Raw genomic sequence first — 15541 nt, forward strand, 5'->3', positions numbered from 1 at the left:
CCATGCGGTCAGCCAGGCGACCGGCCATCGACATCGACACCTACGCCAAGGGTGTGCTCGACGGATCGCGTGCGTACATCGCCCGCGCGATCACCCTCGTGGAGTCCACCCGGCCCGACCACCGCGCCCTCGCCCAGCGGCTGCTGATCGAGCTGCTGCCGCACACCGGCGGGGCGCGGCGGGTGGGCATCAGCGGTGTGCCAGGCGTGGGCAAGTCCACCTTCATCGACGCCCTGGGCACCATGCTCACCGGGCTGGGCCACCGGGTCGCGGTGCTCGCCGTCGATCCGTCCTCCACCCGCACCGGCGGTTCCATCCTGGGTGACAAGACCCGGATGGAGCGGCTGGCCGTGGATCCGAACGCCTTCGTCCGCCCCTCGCCGAGCGCCGGAACGCTCGGCGGGGTCGCCCGCGCCACCCGCGAGTCCATGGTCGTCATGGAGGCGGCGGGCTATGACGTGGTGCTGGTGGAGACGGTCGGGGTCGGCCAGTCCGAGACCGCCGTGGCCAATATGGTCGACTCCTTCCTGCTGCTCTCCCTGGCCCGTACCGGTGACCAGCTCCAGGGCATCAAGAAGGGCGTCCTGGAGCTGGCGGACGTCGTCACCATCAACAAGGCCGATGGACCGCACGCCCGCGACGCCAAGTCCGCGGCCCGTGAACTGGCGGGCGCCCTGCGGCTGTTGCAGCCACCGGACGCCCCCTGGAACCCGCCCGTGCTCACCTGCAGCGCGCGCGAGAACACCGGTCTGGACGTGGTGTGGGAGCGGCTGGAGCAGCACCGCCGGGTGCTGGACGCCACCGGCGCGCTGGACACCAAGCGCCGCGACCAGCAGGTCGACTGGACCTGGTCGATGGTGCGCGACCAGCTGCTGGCCCGGCTGCACGCCCACCCCGAGGTGCGCCGCCTCGGACCGGGGCTGGAGCAGGAGGTCCGCGACGGCACGCTGACGGCGACGCTGGCCGCGGACCGGTTGCTGGAGGCGTTCCGGGCGCCGGACGATCATTGAGCCGTGGATCACCAGAACCCTTCCGCGGACGGCCGCGGTCCGGCGGCCGTGCCGTGCGAGAGCACCGCGGTGGGCCCGTTCTTCGCCCTGCGGACCGGAGCGCCGGCTGACGACGGCGGACCGCGCGCCGAGGGGTACGTCCCCCTCGGCGCGGTCTACCGGACCGACGGGGGCCGGGCCGCGCCCGCGCTGCTCGCCCGGATCGACACCGTCGGCACGACGCTGCGCACCGATGAGCGCCGGGTCGCCGCCTCCCTGGTCTTCCAGGGGCTCGCGGCCCGGCTGTGGTCGCTCGCGCTGGCCCCGGCCGCCCTGCACGGCAGGGTGCCGGATCTGCGCCCCGACGCCCTGTGGTGGAACCCGGCGCGGATGGCGCCGGACGATCTGTGGCACCCCGGGCCGTGGCGCACCCACGGTGAACCCGCCGGGGTGGCCGGGCAGCTGGCCCACACCGCCTATGTCCACCTGCTGCCGCTGCACCACGCGGTGCGCACCGCATGTCCGGTCTCCGGACGGCTGCTGTGGGGCAACGCCGCCTCGGCGCTCGCCGGTTCCCTGCGGGTGTTCCACGACTGGTGCCGGGCGCGGGGGAGGGGCGACGCGGCGGACCGCGCCACCGCTTGGGTCCGCACCCTGCTGGAGACCTCGCCACTGACCGGCACCGGCACCCTGACCACCGCGCCGCTCGCGTTCCGGCGCCGCACCTGCTGTCTCTACTACCGGGTGCCCGGCGGTGGGTTGTGCGGGGACTGCGGGCTCAGCCGGACCCCGCGCACCGAACGCGGCGCAGGTCACAGCGGTGAGGGCTGATCCCGTGACCGCCCGGTCGGTACGGTGAGCGGGTGCCGATGAACGAGAACGTGTTCTCATCCTGGGCGGCCTGGCGCCGCCGCACCTCATCCCGACTGGTGCACGCCGGATCGCGCTGGGTGCGGCGGGCCGGCGCGGTGACCCGGGACCGCCCCGGCCCGTACCGGTTCGGGTCCATCGGCGTCGGCACCCGGCTGGCCTTCCCTCAGGGCACCGTCTTCGGGGAGCCATGGATCCACCTCGGCGACCACTGCGTCATCGGTGAACAGGTGACCCTGACAGCGGGCATGATGCCCGGACTCGACCTCGGCCCCGATCCCGTACTGCGGCTGGGCAACGGTGTGGTGCTCGGCCGGGGCAGCCATGTGATCGCCTCCCGGACCGTGGAGTTCGGCGACGATGTGTACTGCGGTCCTTACGTCTACGTGACCAGCGACAACCACTCCTATGACGACCCCGACCAGCCCATCGGCCACCAGTGGCCGCGCTCGGAGCCGGTGTCCATCGGCTCCGGGAGCTGGCTGGGCGCCGGGGCCGTGATCCTGCCGGGGGCACGGCTGGGCCGCAACGTGGTGGTGGCCGCGGGGGCGATCGTCCGCGGTGAGGTGCCCGATCACGCGGTGGTCGCCGGGGCGCCCGCCCGGATCATCCGGCGCTGGGCTCCCGACGAGGGCTGGCAGCCGCCGCTGCGCACCCCTCCGCCGAAGCCGGTCCCGGCGGGGATGACGGCCGAGCAGCTGATCGCGGTCGCCGAACTGGCACCGGACGACGACGAGCCCCCGCGCCCGGAACAGGTGCCCGGCCCCCGGGTGGCCGACGGCTGACCGGACCCGGGGGCGGCATGCGTCGTAGCAGGTCAGTAGAGTTCCGCTGGGTGCCGTTCCGGTGCTCCTCGCCCGACCGACGCCAGGGAGCGCCGTGAGCCCCGCCCGACCCCCCGTGACCGTCGTCGGCATCGGCGCCGACGGCTGGGACGGGCTCACCATGACGGCGCGGGACGCGCTGCGCTCGGCCGAAGTGATCATCGGCGGCCCTCGTCAGCTCGCGCTGCTGCCCGCGGAAGTCCGCGCCGAGCGGCTGCCCTGGCCCTCGCCCCTGCGCCCCGCCGTGCCCGGGCTGTTCGCCGAGCACACCGGTCGCCGGATCTCTGTCCTGGCCAGCGGCGACCCGATGTTCTTCGGGATCGGCCGCACCCTGGCCGGGGAACTGGGCGCCGAACGGCTGCGGGTGCTGCCCCATCCGTCCTCCGTCTCCTACGCGTGCGCCCGGCTCGGCCGTCCGCTGGAGGAGGCAGAGGTGATCAGCCTTGTGGGCCGTCCGCCGGCGTGCCTCGCCCGGGCGCTGCACACGGGAGCGCGGCTGCTGGTGCTCAGCGCGGGCGCGGACACCCCGGCCGAGGTCGCCGGACTGCTGCGGGACCGGGGTTTCGGCCCGAGCCCGATGCGGGTGCTGGAACAGCTCGGCGGTGAACGCGAACGCACCGTGGAGGGCACGGCCGAGACCTGGACGCATCCACCGGGTGACCCCCTCAACGTCATCGCCGTCGACTGCGTCGCCGCGGAGGGGACACCACGGCTCGCGGTGACCCCGGGACTGCCGGACACCGCGTATGAACACGACGGCCAGCTGACGAAGCGTCATGTGCGGGCGGCCACCCTCGCCGCGCTCGCCCCCGCCCCCGGCGAACTGCTGTGGGACATCGGCGGCGGCTCCGGCTCCATCGCCGTGGAGTGGATGCGCGCCCATCGCACCTGCCGGGCGTACTCCGTCGAACGCGATCCGGCGCGGGCCGAGCGCATCGTCCGCAACGCCGCCACGCTCGGGGTGCCCGGTCTCGGTGTCGTCACCGGCGCCGCGCCGGAAGCCCTGGCCGGACTGCCCGTCCCCGACGCGGTGTTCATCGGCGGCGGCGCCACCGCGCCCGGACTGCTGGAGGCGTGCTGGTCGGCACTGCCACCGGGCGGACGGCTCGTCGCCAACACCGTGACGCTGGAATCCGAGGCGCTGCTCGCCGACTGGTACCGCCGCCACGGCGGTGAACTGGTCCGCATCGCCGTCGCCCACGCCACCCCCGTCGGTGGCTTCACCGGATGGCGGCAGGCCATGCCGGTCACCCAGTGGTCCGTGGTCAGACCGGCCGGCAGCCCGGCCGGTCCCGCTCTAGGAGAGACACGATGACGGTGTACTTCATCGGCGCGGGCCCCGGCGCCGCCGACCTGATCACGGTGCGTGGCGCCCGTACCCTCGCCCGCTGCCGGGTGTGTCTGTACGCGGGCAGCCTCGTACCGCGCGAACTGCTCGGCGAATGCCCGCCGGACGCCCGTCTGGTGGACACCTCCCGGCTCGACCTGGATCAGATCACCGCCGAGCTGGTGGCCGCCCACGAGGCGGGGGAGGACGTGGCCCGGCTGCACTCCGGTGACCCGTCGGTCTTCAGCGCCGTCGCCGAGCAGATGCGCCGTCTCGACGCGGCCGGTGTGCCGTACGAGGTGGTGCCCGGTGTCCCCGCCTTCGCGGCGGCGGCCGCCGCGCTCAAGCGCGAACTGACCGTGCCGACCGTCGGCCAGACCGTCATCCTCACCCGGATCGCCCAGCAGGCCACACCCATGCCCGACGGGGAGGATCTCGCCACGCTCGGCCGCAGCCGCGCCCTGCTGGTGCTGCACCTCGCCGCGCGCTACGTGGACCGTGTGGTGGCCGAGCTCCTTCCGCATTACGGCGCCGACTGCCCGGCCGCCGTGGTCGCCATGGCGAGCCGACCGGACGAACTGGTGCTGCGCGGCTCGCTCGGTGAGATCGCCGGCGCGGTGAAGGCGGCGGGGGTGGTCCGCACGGCCGTCATCATGGTCGGGCGCACTCTGGGGGCCGAGCAGTTCCGCGACAGCCACCTGTACTCCCCGGAGCGGGAACGCCCGCACGGGCCCTGTGACACCGGCGCCGGATGAGGGACTTCCGGCGGACTTCGCCGGGAAACGATGAGTTCCGGGCGGCCGGGCGGTCTTCCTTTCCGTAGCCTCATGGCGAGGCGAGGAAGAGGAGCCAGTCCCGTGCGTATCGTGATCACCGCTTTCATGAGTCTCGACGGCGTCGTCCAGGCGCCCGGCGGCCCCGACGAGGACACCGACGGCGGCTTCGCCCACGGTGGCTGGAGCCATCGGTACTTCGACGAGAAGGTGGTCGGCGGGGCCTTCGACGAGGCACTGTCCGGGGCCGGGGCGCTGCTGTTCGGCCGCCGCACCTGGCAGGTGATGGCCGCCGCGTGGCCCGGGAGGGCCGGTGACCCGTTCGCCGACCGGATGAACGCCATCCCCAAGTACGTGGTGTCCAGCACCCTCGGCGGCGACGAGCTGACATGGCAGAACACCACCGCCGTCCCCGGGAACGAGGCCGTGGCGCGCCTGCGTGAACTGCGCGCGGCCGAGGGTGGTGACCTGCTGGTGATGGGAAGCGCCACGCTCGCCCGAGCGCTGCTGCACGAGGACATGGTCGACGAGCTCCGGCTCATCCTCATGCCGGTGATCCTCGGTGGCGGCAAGACCATTTTCCCGGGTGACGGTGGTCTGCGCGGGTTCGAGCTGGTCTCCGCGACCACCAGCCCCCAAGGCGCACAGGTGTGCATCTTCCGGCCCGCGCCCGCGGCCGATGAACAGTAGGGGATTCGCTGGGACATGGGTGGTTAACCTGGCGCACCGGAACACCCGGCACATGGCGCTCCCGCTGCCCGACGCCGCACGCCCGAAGACGGCGTCGGGCCAGGACGACAGCACCCTGCTGCTCCGGTACGGGGTGAACGGACCGGCTGCGAGCGCGGAGACCACGCTCGCCGTGCGCTTCCTGAAGAACGGCTACGAGGAGCACGACGTCACGCTCACCCGGGGCCACCAGCGGCTGTTCCTGGACACCGGAGGCGGCACCCTCAACCTGATGATCGACCTGCCCAAGGCCGAGGGGTACCTCCCGCTGCCGCCGCGGGCACAGCTCACCTCCCTGCGGAGCCGCGCCGATGACCATGACCGACCAGAACACCCTCAAGCTGGCGGTGCACCTGCCCAGTTCGGTGGACTGACCTGACGCTCAGCCGTCATGTGGGCCGCGTTCGGCGGCGCGGCCCACGACGGTGCCCGCGCGGTCGACGCAGATGACGTCCACGGCGACCGGCGCACCGCGCAGCACACCGAGCGCGGTCCCACGGGCCGCCGCGGCCACCAGATCGCCGAGTGGCACACCGCGCGCGGCGCACAACTGGAGCGCCTCCAGGCCGGTGTTGGCGGTGGCCACGGCCGCCGTCAGCTCCTCGTCCGCGCCGCCCTGGCGGGCCAGCCGCGCCAGGAAGTCCTTGTCCACCTGGGAGCGCGAGGAGTGCAGATCCAGGTGGCCGGCCGCCAGTTTGGAGAGCTTGGCGAAGCCACCCGCGACCGTCAGCCGGTCCACCGGATGGCGGCGCAGGTACTTCAGCACCGCCCCGGCGAAGTCGCCCATGTCCAGCAGCGCGTCCTCCGGCAGCCCGTGCACGGCCACCGCCACCTTCTCCGACGTCGATCCGGTGCATCCGGCCACATGACGGCGCCCGGCGGCCCGTGCCACATCCACCCCGCGCCGGATGCTGTCGATCCACGCCGAGCAGGAGTACGGCACCACGATGCCCGTCGTGCCGAGGACCGACAGCCCGCCGAGGATGCCCAGCCGTGGGTTCCACGTACTGCGCGCGATCTCCTCGCCGTGGTCGACCGAGATCTCCACCTCGACGTCACCGGTCCCACCGCACCGGGCCGCGACCGCCGCGACATGGTCCCGCATCATCTGGCGCGGCACCGGGTTGATGGCCGGTTCGCCGACCCCGAGCGGCAGTCCGGGTCGGGTGACGGTGCCCACTCCCGGACCCGCCCGGAAGACCACCCCGGTCCCCGCCGGCAGCACCCGTACCGTGGCACGGACCAGCGCGCCGTGGGTCACATCGGGATCGTCCCCGGCGTCCTTGACCACCGCGGCCATCGCCCGGCGCCCGGTGAGATCCTCGGCCGCCAGCGCGAACGCGGGGCGCTGCCCCTTCGGCAGCTCGATCGTCACCGGGTCCGGGAAGTCGCCGGTGAGCAGGGCGGTGTACGCGGCCGTGGTGGCGGCGGTGGCACACGCGCCGGTGGTCCAGCCGGGGCGGAGTCCGGTCCGCTCCAGCTGGGCGCCGCGTCCACTGGCCTGCCGGGCCTCAGCCACGCCCCACCCGCCGCGCATACGATGACGGGCGCACCGACGAGGGGGCGGATCCGCACGGCCCCGCGCACGACCCCGCACAGGACGGAAGGCATCCGATGACCAGCGCTCCGGCGCGCCACGTACTCATTCTCGGCGGCACCACCGAGGCCCGCCACCTCGCCGCCGTGCTCGACGGTGACCCCGCGCTGCGCGTCACCAGCTCGCTCGCGGGACGGGTCGCCGAGCCGCGGCTGCCCGCGGGCCGGGTGCGGATCGGCGGGTTCGGGGGCGCCGAGGGCATGGCCCGCTGGCTCCGTGAACACCAGGTGGACGCGCTCATCGACGCCACCCATCCTTTCGCCGGCACCATCAGTCTCCACGCGGCCCGGGCCGCCGCGTCCGTCCATGTTCCCCTGCTCGCGCTGCGACGTCCCGGCTGGGTCGCGGGCCCCGGGGACCGCTGGCACCCGGCCGCGTCCCTGACCGAGGCCGCGGAGCTGCTGCCCGCACTGGGGGAGCGGGTCTTCCTCACCACCGGAAGGATGGGGCTCGCCGCCTTCGCCCATCTGTCCCGGCAGTGGTTCCTGATCCGCTCGGTCGACGCGCCACAGGCGCCGGTCCCGCCGCGCGCGGAGGTGATCCTCGACCGGGGGCCGTTCACCCTCGAGGGCGAGACTGAACTGCTGCGCCGCCACCGTATCGACGTCGTGGTGACCAAGGACAGCGGGGGCCGGGCCACCGCCGCCAAGCTCACGGCGGCGCGCGAGGCCGGACTTCCGGTGGTCGTGGTCCGCCGCCCGCCCGCCCCGGAGGGGATCACCGTGGCCGGGACCCCGGACGAGGCCGTCGGCTGGCTGCGCACGACCCTGGCGGGGTGGGCCGGGGTGTGGCCCCGGCCCGTCACCGGTCAGTCCTCCGGGTAGCGCCTCGGGGTCCAGACGATCTCGGTGCCGTCGCCGCGGCGCACCGTACGGGTCTGGGACGAGCCGATCAGCAGGATGGTGCGCATGTCCACCTGGGCCGGGTCCAGATCGGCCAGCCGCACGACGCGGACCCGCTCCTCGGGGCCGCCCACGTCCCGGCCCAGCACCACCGGCGTGTCCGGCGCGCGGTGCTCCAGGAGCAGTTCCCGTGCCTTGCCGACCTGCCACACCCGGCTGCGCGAACCGGGGTTGTACAGGGCGAGCACCAGGTCGGCCGCGGCCGCGGCGCGCAGCCGCTCGGCGATGACCTCCCACGGCTTGAGCCGGTCGGACAGCGAGACCACCGCGTAGTCGTGGCCGAGCGGGGCACCCGCGCGGGCGGCGGCGGCGTGGGCGGCCGTCATCCCGGGCAGCACCCGTACCGGCACCTCGCGGTAGGGGTCCTCGGACGCCGCCTCCAGGACGGCGGTGGCCATGGCGAACACCCCGGGGTCGCCCGAGGACACCACGGCGACCCGCCGCCCGCGCCGCGCCAGCTCCAGCGCGAACTCGGCGCGCTCGGCCTCCACCTTGTTGTCGGAGGCGTGCCGCCGCTGGCCCGGCCGCACCGGCACCCGGTCCAGATAGGTGGTGTAGCCCACCAGCTCCTCCGCGGCGGCCAGTTCACCGCGCGCCTCGGGGGTGAGCCACAGCGGACCGGCCGGGCCGAGGCCGACGACCACGACCTCACCCGGGCCCGCCGCCTCCGGGGTGTCCGCCCCGGTCGCCCCGTCCGCGCGGTCGTCCCCGGCCACCGGGTCCGCCGCGCCAGTCATGGTGACCGTGCCGACCCGGCTCGGCAGCACCGCCACCGAGAAGTAGGGCACCGTCCCGGGATCCACCTCGGCCAGCGGCGCGGTGCGCTCCGCGCCCATCGTGGCGCGCTCGACGTACCGCGCGTCCGCCAGCCGTCCCGAACGCTCCAGGGCGCGGCGCACGGTCGGGAAGGTGCGGCCGAGCTTCATCACGGCCGCGGCGTCCGCGGAGGCCAGCCGTGCCGTCAACTCCTCCTCGGGCAGGGTGCCGGGAAGGACCGTCAGCACCTCCTCGCCCTCCACCAGCGGGGTGCCGAGCCGCGCGGCCGCCGCGCTCACCGAGGTGACCCCGGGGATCACCTCGGTGGGGTAGCGGTCGGCCAGCCGCTTGTGCATGTGCATATAGGAGCCGTAGAAGAGCGGATCGCCCTCCGCGAGCACCGCGACCGTGCGCCCGGCGTCCAGATGGGCCGCGAGCCGCGCGGACGCCTCGGCGTAGAACTCCTCCATCGCCCCGCGGTAGCCGCCGGGGTGGTCGGTGGTCTCCGTGGTGACCGGGTAGACCAGCCGCTCCTCGATGTGGTCGGGCCGCAGATACCGATCGGCGATGGAACGCGCGATGCTCCGGCCGTGCCGCGCGCTGTGGTAGGCGATGACATCGGCCTCGGCGATGACCTCCACGGCCCGTACCGTCATCAGGGACGGGTCGCCGGGGCCGAGCCCCACACCGTAGAGCCGGCCCTGCTGCTGCTCGCTCACTCTGCCTCGCTCGCTATCGCGTTGACCGCGGCCGCGGCCATGGCGCTGCCACCGCGTCGGCCGCGCACCACCAGATGGTCAAGCGCCGCCGGATGTCCGGCCAGCGCCTCCTTGGACTCGGCCGCGCCGATGAAGCCGACCGGCACACCGATGACGGCGGCCGGGCGCGGCGCGCCCTCCTCGATCATCTCCAGCAGCCGGAAGAGCGCGGTGGGGGCGTTGCCGACAGCCACCACCGAACCCTCCAGCCGGTCCCGCCACAGCTCCAGCGCGGCGGCGCTGCGCGTGGTGCCCATCCGGCGGGCCAGCTCCGGCACCCCGGGATCGGACAGGGTGCACACCACGTCGTTGTCGGCGGGCAGCCGCTTGCGGGTGACACCGCTGGCGACCATCTGCGCGTCGCACAGGATGGGCGCGCCGGAACGCAGCGCGGCACGGGCGCGGGAGACCACCTCGGGCGAGTACCCGAGGTCCTGGACCAGGTCGACCATGCCGCAGGCGTGGATCATCCGCACCGCGACCTGGCTCACATCGGCGGGGAGACCGCCGAGATCCGCCTCGGCGCGGATGGTGGCAAAGGACGCGCGGTAGATGGCCGCCCCGTCCTTCTCGTAGTCGAACACTGTGCCCTCGATCATCTCGTTCCGCGGGCCGCCGCCACGGCGTCGGCCACCTGCTCTGCTGTCACGTCCGTGCCGTCCGGGTCACCGGGCGTCCCGGATGTGCCCCGTACGGTGATCCGGTAGCCCGTGCCGGTCGCCAGCGCGTCCACCCAGCGGCCGCCGGGATGACCGCAGCGCCGCTCACAGCCGGAGAAGTACACCGGCAGCGGCACGGTACGCCGTTCGCCGCCCGCGGTGGTCCGCGCCACCGTCCGCCCGGCGTCGGCGCGCACATCGGTCAGCGACTTCGCGCAGCCGGGCAGCCCGGTGCAGGCCCCGACACCGAGCCACGGTGAGCCGGGATCGGTCACCAGCCCGGCTCCGGCCAGTTCGTCCGCCGCGGAGCGGGCGGCCCCCGGGGTGAATCCGGGGATCACCACGCCGCGCCAGGGTGTCACACGCAGCTCATCGGCCCCGTCCCGGGAGGCGAGCGCGGCGAGCAGCCGCCACTGGGCGGCGCTCATCCGGCCGAGCGGTACGGCCACGGACACCGCGTGGCGGCCGTGCGGGCCGGGCACCGGACCGGGGGAGGGAAGGCAGGGTTCCGTCCATGGGCCGGGCGCCGTGTCCAGTCCGGCACCGCAGGCGCCGGTGTCCGGTTCCTGTCCGATGCCCGCCCCGGCGAGTCGCGCCGCCAACCCGGCGGCCGTCACGGCGTGTTGTGCGGGGAGCTCCCGCGCCCGCCAGGCCCGGATGCCGCTTTCCTCCGCTCTCGTCAGGAATTCCACGGCCGCCAGCGCGGCGGCCCGCGGGGCGTCCTCCGCCGCGATGCGCAGCCCCCCGGATCCGGCGGCACCCACCCCCAGGACGGCTCCGCCGCCCGGCGTTGCGATCAATGTCACATCGGCGCCCAGGGCGGCGACATCACCCCGTCCGTCGTCCAGCGCGAACAGGAACCGACCCGACAACCCCGACAAAGCCCTCAACTCGCCGGACCCCGCCGTGCACAGCAGTGTGTCCAACTCCCGCGCCCACACCGAGGTGTCGGTGTGCCCGGCGCCGTCCAGGCCGCTCAGCGGTGACGCCACGATGTTGCGCACCCGGTCGTGCGCGTCCGACGGCAGCAGCCCCGCCGACCGCAACCGCTCCGCCAGGGGTGCCCCGCACCCTTCGGCAAGCCCCCGCAGCTGGACGTTTCCCCGGGAGGTGAGGTCGAGCCGGCCGTCGCCCAGCTCCTCCGCCACCGCCGCCAGCGTCCGCGCCTGACGTCCTGTCAACAGGCCGCCGGGCAGCCGGACACGGGCCAGTGCGCCGTCGTGCGCCGGGTGGAGCCGCAGTGCGCCGGGGCATGCGTCATCACGCCCGCCACGGTCCGCGGAGACCGTCCGGTCCGTGGCGGAGCGGGCCCGGACACCGGTGGCGGGCGTTTGATCCCCAGGTGGGACGGTTGTCGGGGGGAGGGGCATGGCGGCGAGCATACCGACGATCGCCCGGCCCTCACCGTCCCGTGGCAGGTCAGCAACGCTTACTATGCTGAGCGGCGGGTCGTCCTGACCCGCCGGACGCAACTGACGGCGTCAGGGGAGGAAGCCGGTGAGATTCCGGCGCGGTCCCGCCACTGTGAGCACGGCAGCAGCCGCGCGAGCCAGGAACTCCCGCCGTCTTCAACCCGCCCGGGGCGCGGACCCCGAGGAAGGCGCCCAGTCATGATCCTGCTGCTGTCGACGTCCGACACCGACCTGCTCAGCGCCCGTGCCGCCACGGGCCCGGTGCCGTACCGCCTGGCCAACCCGGCCCGGCTCGCACTCGACGACCTGCCCGGCCTGCTCGAGGGCGCCGACCTCGTCGTCGTACGGCTGCTCGGCGGGATCCGCGCCTGGCAGGAGGGCCTGGACACCCTGCTCGCGGGTGACCGCCCCGTGGTGGTCCTCACCGGTGAACAGGCCCCGGACGCCCAGCTCATGGAGGCGTCCACGGTCCCGGTCGGCATCGCCGCCGAGGCCCACGCCTACCTCGCCCACGGCGGCCCCGGAAACCTGGAGCAGCTGGCCCGCTTCCTCTCCGACACCGTGCTGCTCACCGGCCACGGCTTCGAACCGCCCGCCCCCGCCCCCACCTGGGGCCCGCTGGAGCGCACCGCGCGCACCACCACCGGCCCCACCGTCGCGGTGCTCTACTACCGAGCCCACCACATGAGCGGCAACACGGCCTTCGTCGAGGCCCTGTGCCGGGCCGTGGAGGACGCCGGGGGCCGTCCGCTCCCGCTGTTCGTCGCCTCGCTGCGGGCGCCCGAGCCCGAGCTGATCGAGGCCCTCGGCGCGGCCGACGCGGTCGTCACCACCGTGCTCGCCGCCGGTGGCACCCGGCCCGCCGACGCCTCCGCGGGCGGCGACGACGAGTCGTGGGACGCGGGCGCGCTCGCCCGGCTCGACGTCCCCGTGCTCCAGGCGCTGTGCCTGACCGGCTCGCGCACCGCCTGGGAGGAGAACGACGAGGGGCTCTCCCCGCTGGACGCCGCGACCCAGGTCGCCGTCCCCGAGTTCGACGGCCGCCTCATCACCGTGCCGTTCTCCTTCAAGGAGGTCGACGAGGACGGACTGCCCGTCTACGTCGCCGACCCCGAGCGCGCCGCCCGGGTCGCCGGGATCGCGGTACGGCACGCCCGGCTGCGCCACATACCCGCGGCCGACAAGCGTCTTGCACTGGTCCTCTCCGCCTACCCGACCAAGCACTCCCGCATCGGCAACGCCGTCGGCCTCGACACCCCCGCCAGCGCCGTCGCCCTGCTGCGCCGCCTGCGGGCCGAGGGCTACGACCTCGGCCCCGAGGACGGGCCGGACGCCCTTCCGGGCCTGGTCTCCGGCGACGGCGACGAACTGATCCGCGCCCTCATCGACGCCGGCGGCCACGACCAGGAGTGGCTCACCGAGGAGCAGCTCGCCGCCAACCCGGTCCGCGTCCCCGCCGCCGACTACCGCCGCTGGTACGCCACCCTGCCCGCGCAGTTGCGCGACGCGGTCGAGGAGCACTGGGGCCCGCCGCCCGGCGGGATGTTCGTCGACACCAGCCGCAACCCGGACGGCGACATCGTCCTGGCCGCGCTGCGCCACGGCAATCTGCTGGTGGTCATCCAGCCGCCGCGCGGCTTCGGCGAGAACCCCATCGCCATCTACCACGATCCCGATCTGCCGCCCTCCCACCACTACCTGGCCGCCTACCGCTGGATGGCCACCCCGCAGGCGGACGGCGGCTTCGGTGCCGACGCCATGGTCCACCTGGGCAAGCACGGAAACCTGGAGTGGCTGCCCGGCAAGAACGCCGGACTGTCCGCCGCCTGCGGCCCCGACGCCGCGCTCGGCGATCTGCCGCTGATCTACCCGTTCCTGGTCAACGACCCGGGCGAGGGCACCCAGGCCAAGCGCCGCGTGCACGCCACCCTGATCGACCACCTGGTGCCGCCGATGGCCCGCGCCGACTCCTACGGCGACATCGCGCGGCTGGAGCAGCTGCTCGACGAGTACGCCGCCATCTCCTCGATGGACCCGGCGAAGCTGCCCGCCATCCGCGCCCAGATCTGGACCCTGATCCAGGCCGCCAGGCTGGACCACGACCTCGGCCTAGAGGACCGTCCCGACGACGACGGCTTCGACGACTTCCTGCTCCACGTCGACGGCTGGCTGTGCGAGGTCAAGGACGCCCAGATCCGCGACGGTCTGCACGTCCTCGGTGCCGCCCCCGGCGGCCCCGGGCGCGTCAACCTGGTGCTCGCGATCCTGCGCGCCCGCCAGATCTGGGGCGGCACCACCGCGCTGCCCGGTCTGCGCGAGGCACTCGGACTGGACGAGTCGGCCGCCACCCGCACCGGCGCCGATGACGCCGAGGAGCGCGCCCGCGCGCTGGTCCAGGCGATGGAGGACGCGGACTGGGCCCCCGACGCGGTCGAGAAAGCCGTCCTCGTCCTGCCGGACGAGCAGCGCGCCGCGGTCACCGCCATCCTCGACTTCGCCGCCCGCGAGGTGGTGCCGCGCCTGGCCGCCACCACCGACGAGATCGACCACGCCGTGCACGCGCTCGGCGGCGGTTTCGTCCCGGCGGGCCCCTCCGGCTCCCCGCTGCGCGGTCTGGTCAACGTGCTGCCGACCGGCCGCAACTTCTACTCCGTCGACCCCAAGGCCGTGCCCAGCCGGCTGGCCTGGGAGACCGGCCAGGCGCTCGCCGACTCGCTCCTGGAGCGCTACCGCGCCGACAACGACGGCCAGTGGCCGACCTCCGTCGGTCTCTCGCTGTGGGGCACCAGCGCGATGCGCACCTCCGGCGACGACGTGGCCGAGGCGCTGGCGCTGCTGGGCATCCGGCCGGTGTGGGACGACGCCTCGCGCCGGGTGACCGGGCTCGAGCCCGTCGAACCCGCCCAGCTCGGCCGTCCGCGCATCGATGTCACCCTGCGCATCAGCGGTTTCTTCCGGGACGCCTTCCCGCATGTCGTCGGACTGCTGGACGACGCCGTACGGCTGGCCGCCTCCCTCGACGAGGCCGACGAGGACAACTACGTACGCGCGCACACCCGGGCCGACCTCGCCGCCCACGGCGACGAGCGCCGCGCCACCACCCGGATCTTCGGCTCCCGCCCCGGCACCTACGGCGCCGGGCTGCTCCAGCTGATCGACAGCCGTGACTGGCGTACCGACGCCGACCTCGCCGAGGTGTACACGGTCTGGGGCGGCTACGCCTACGGACGCGGTCTGGAGGGCCGCCCGGCGCGGGAGGAGATGGAGAGCGCCTACCGGCGGATCGCGGTCGCGGCGAAGAACACCGACACCCGCGAGCACGACATCGCCGACTCGGACGACTACTTCCAGTACCACGGCGGCATGGTGGCCACCGTGCGCGCGCTCAAGGGCACCGCGCCCGCCGCGTACATCGGCGACTCCACCCGCCCCGAGACGGTCCGCACCCGCACCCTCCACGAGGAGACCTCCCGGGTCTTCCGCGCCCGGGTGGTCAACCCCCGCTGGATCGAGGCGATGCGCCGCCACGGTTACAAGGGCGCGTTCGAGCTGGCCGCCACGGTGGATTACCTCTTCGGCTACGACGCCACCACCGGTGTGGTCGCCGACTGGATGTACGACAAGCTGGCCCAGAGCTATCTGCTCGACCCGGAGAACCGCGCGTTCCTGGAGGAGGCGAACCCCTGGGCGCTGCACGGCATGGCCGAGCGGCTGCTGGAGGCCGAGAGTCGCGGCCTGTGGGCGGAGCCCGACCCCGAGGTGCTGGAGCGGGTGCGCGAGCTCTACCTGGAGACCGAGGGCGGTCTGGAGGGCGACGACTGAGCCGTCCGTGCCCGGCGGGGAACCGCGGGTGCGGGTGCGGGGGGGGGGGGGGGGGGGGGGGGGGGGGAGGGGGGGGGGGTGGGGGGGGGGGGGGGGGGGGGGGGGGGGGGGGGGGGGGGGGGG

Annotated in this window: 13 protein-coding genes and 1 riboswitch; of the genes, 9 read left to right on the forward strand and 4 right to left on the reverse strand. The window is 74.4% G+C overall.

Going from position 1 to position 15541, the window contains the following annotated elements; all coding sequences use genetic code 11:
* Positions 1-2: 2 nt before the first annotated feature.
* The 7 genes from meaB (at position 3) to AC07FT_RS10630 (ending at position 5891) form a co-directional block, all read left to right on the forward strand.
* Positions 3-1010 (forward strand): methylmalonyl Co-A mutase-associated GTPase MeaB, encoded by a 1008-nt coding sequence (meaB, locus tag AC07FT_RS10600; protein ID WP_479175649.1) that lies wholly within the window; start codon positions 3-5, stop codon positions 1008-1010.
* A 3-nt stretch (positions 1011-1013) separates the two neighbouring features.
* The gene (locus AC07FT_RS10605) at positions 1014-1820 is read left to right on the forward strand and encodes a (2Fe-2S)-binding protein (RefSeq protein ID WP_479175650.1); all 807 of its coding nucleotides are present in this window, start codon (positions 1014-1016) and stop codon (positions 1818-1820) included.
* A 38-nt stretch (positions 1821-1858) separates the two neighbouring features.
* Entirely contained in the window at positions 1859-2644 is a 786-nt protein-coding gene (locus AC07FT_RS10610; protein WP_479175692.1) for an acyltransferase, read from the forward strand.
* A gap of 94 nt (positions 2645-2738) precedes the next feature.
* Positions 2739-3998 carry a precorrin-6y C5,15-methyltransferase (decarboxylating) subunit CbiE gene (gene cbiE, locus AC07FT_RS10615; RefSeq protein ID WP_479175651.1) on the forward strand — a complete coding sequence of 420 codons (1260 nt, stop codon included), beginning with the start codon at positions 2739-2741 and terminating at the stop codon, positions 3996-3998.
* The gene (cobM, locus tag AC07FT_RS10620; RefSeq protein ID WP_254740902.1) at positions 3995-4765 is read left to right on the forward strand and encodes a precorrin-4 C(11)-methyltransferase; all 771 of its coding nucleotides are present in this window, start codon (positions 3995-3997) and stop codon (positions 4763-4765) included. Before cbiE ends, cobM begins: the two co-directional genes overlap by 4 nt.
* A gap of 102 nt (positions 4766-4867) precedes the next feature.
* A complete protein-coding gene (locus AC07FT_RS10625) occupies positions 4868-5473 on the forward strand; it encodes a dihydrofolate reductase family protein (protein WP_479175653.1) in 606 nt (201 codons plus the stop codon).
* A 52-nt stretch (positions 5474-5525) separates the two neighbouring features.
* The gene (locus tag AC07FT_RS10630; RefSeq protein ID WP_479175655.1) at positions 5526-5891 is read left to right on the forward strand and encodes a hypothetical protein; all 366 of its coding nucleotides are present in this window, start codon (positions 5526-5528) and stop codon (positions 5889-5891) included.
* Positions 5892-5894: 3 nt separating this feature from the next.
* On the opposite strand, the gene AC07FT_RS10635 is transcribed toward AC07FT_RS10630, so the two are convergent.
* Positions 5895-7049 carry a cobalt-precorrin-5B (C(1))-methyltransferase gene (locus AC07FT_RS10635; RefSeq protein WP_479175656.1) on the reverse strand — a complete coding sequence of 385 codons (1155 nt, stop codon included), beginning with the start codon at positions 7047-7049 and terminating at the stop codon, positions 5895-5897.
* Between the two features lie 77 nt (positions 7050-7126).
* Between AC07FT_RS10635 and AC07FT_RS10640 the strand changes: the two genes are divergently transcribed.
* Complete coding sequence (locus AC07FT_RS10640; RefSeq protein ID WP_479175657.1) at positions 7127-7933, forward strand: cobalt-precorrin-6A reductase; 807 nt, start codon at positions 7127-7129, stop codon at positions 7931-7933.
* Here the strand turns inward: AC07FT_RS10640 and AC07FT_RS10645 are convergent.
* From AC07FT_RS10645 to cobG, 3 genes are read right to left on the reverse strand one after another with little or no spacing between them, the layout of a single operon-like run.
* Positions 7918-9486, reverse strand: a complete 1569-nt coding sequence (locus tag AC07FT_RS10645; protein ID WP_479175659.1) for a precorrin-2 C(20)-methyltransferase — start codon at positions 9484-9486, stop codon at positions 7918-7920. The two genes, AC07FT_RS10640 and AC07FT_RS10645, sit on opposite strands and share 16 nt — an antisense overlap.
* Positions 9483-10124, reverse strand: a complete 642-nt coding sequence (locus tag AC07FT_RS10650) for a precorrin-8X methylmutase (protein ID WP_432014611.1) — start codon at positions 10122-10124, stop codon at positions 9483-9485. The genes AC07FT_RS10645 and AC07FT_RS10650 overlap by 4 nt, the downstream gene beginning before the upstream one ends.
* Positions 10121-11566 (reverse strand): precorrin-3B synthase, encoded by a 1446-nt coding sequence (cobG, locus tag AC07FT_RS10655; RefSeq protein ID WP_479175661.1) that lies wholly within the window; start codon positions 11564-11566, stop codon positions 10121-10123. Before cobG ends, AC07FT_RS10650 begins: the two co-directional genes overlap by 4 nt.
* A gap of 46 nt (positions 11567-11612) precedes the next feature.
* Positions 11613-11762, forward strand: a riboswitch (cobalamin riboswitch).
* A 32-nt stretch (positions 11763-11794) separates the two neighbouring features.
* Here cobG and cobN point away from each other — a divergent pair.
* On the forward strand, positions 11795-15418 hold the full coding sequence (gene cobN, locus AC07FT_RS10660; RefSeq protein ID WP_479175662.1) for a cobaltochelatase subunit CobN: 3624 nt from the start codon (positions 11795-11797) through the stop codon (positions 15416-15418).
* Positions 15419-15541 lie beyond the last annotated feature (123 nt).

The sequence above is a fragment of the Streptomyces sp. NPDC045899 genome (assembly GCF_056431485.1).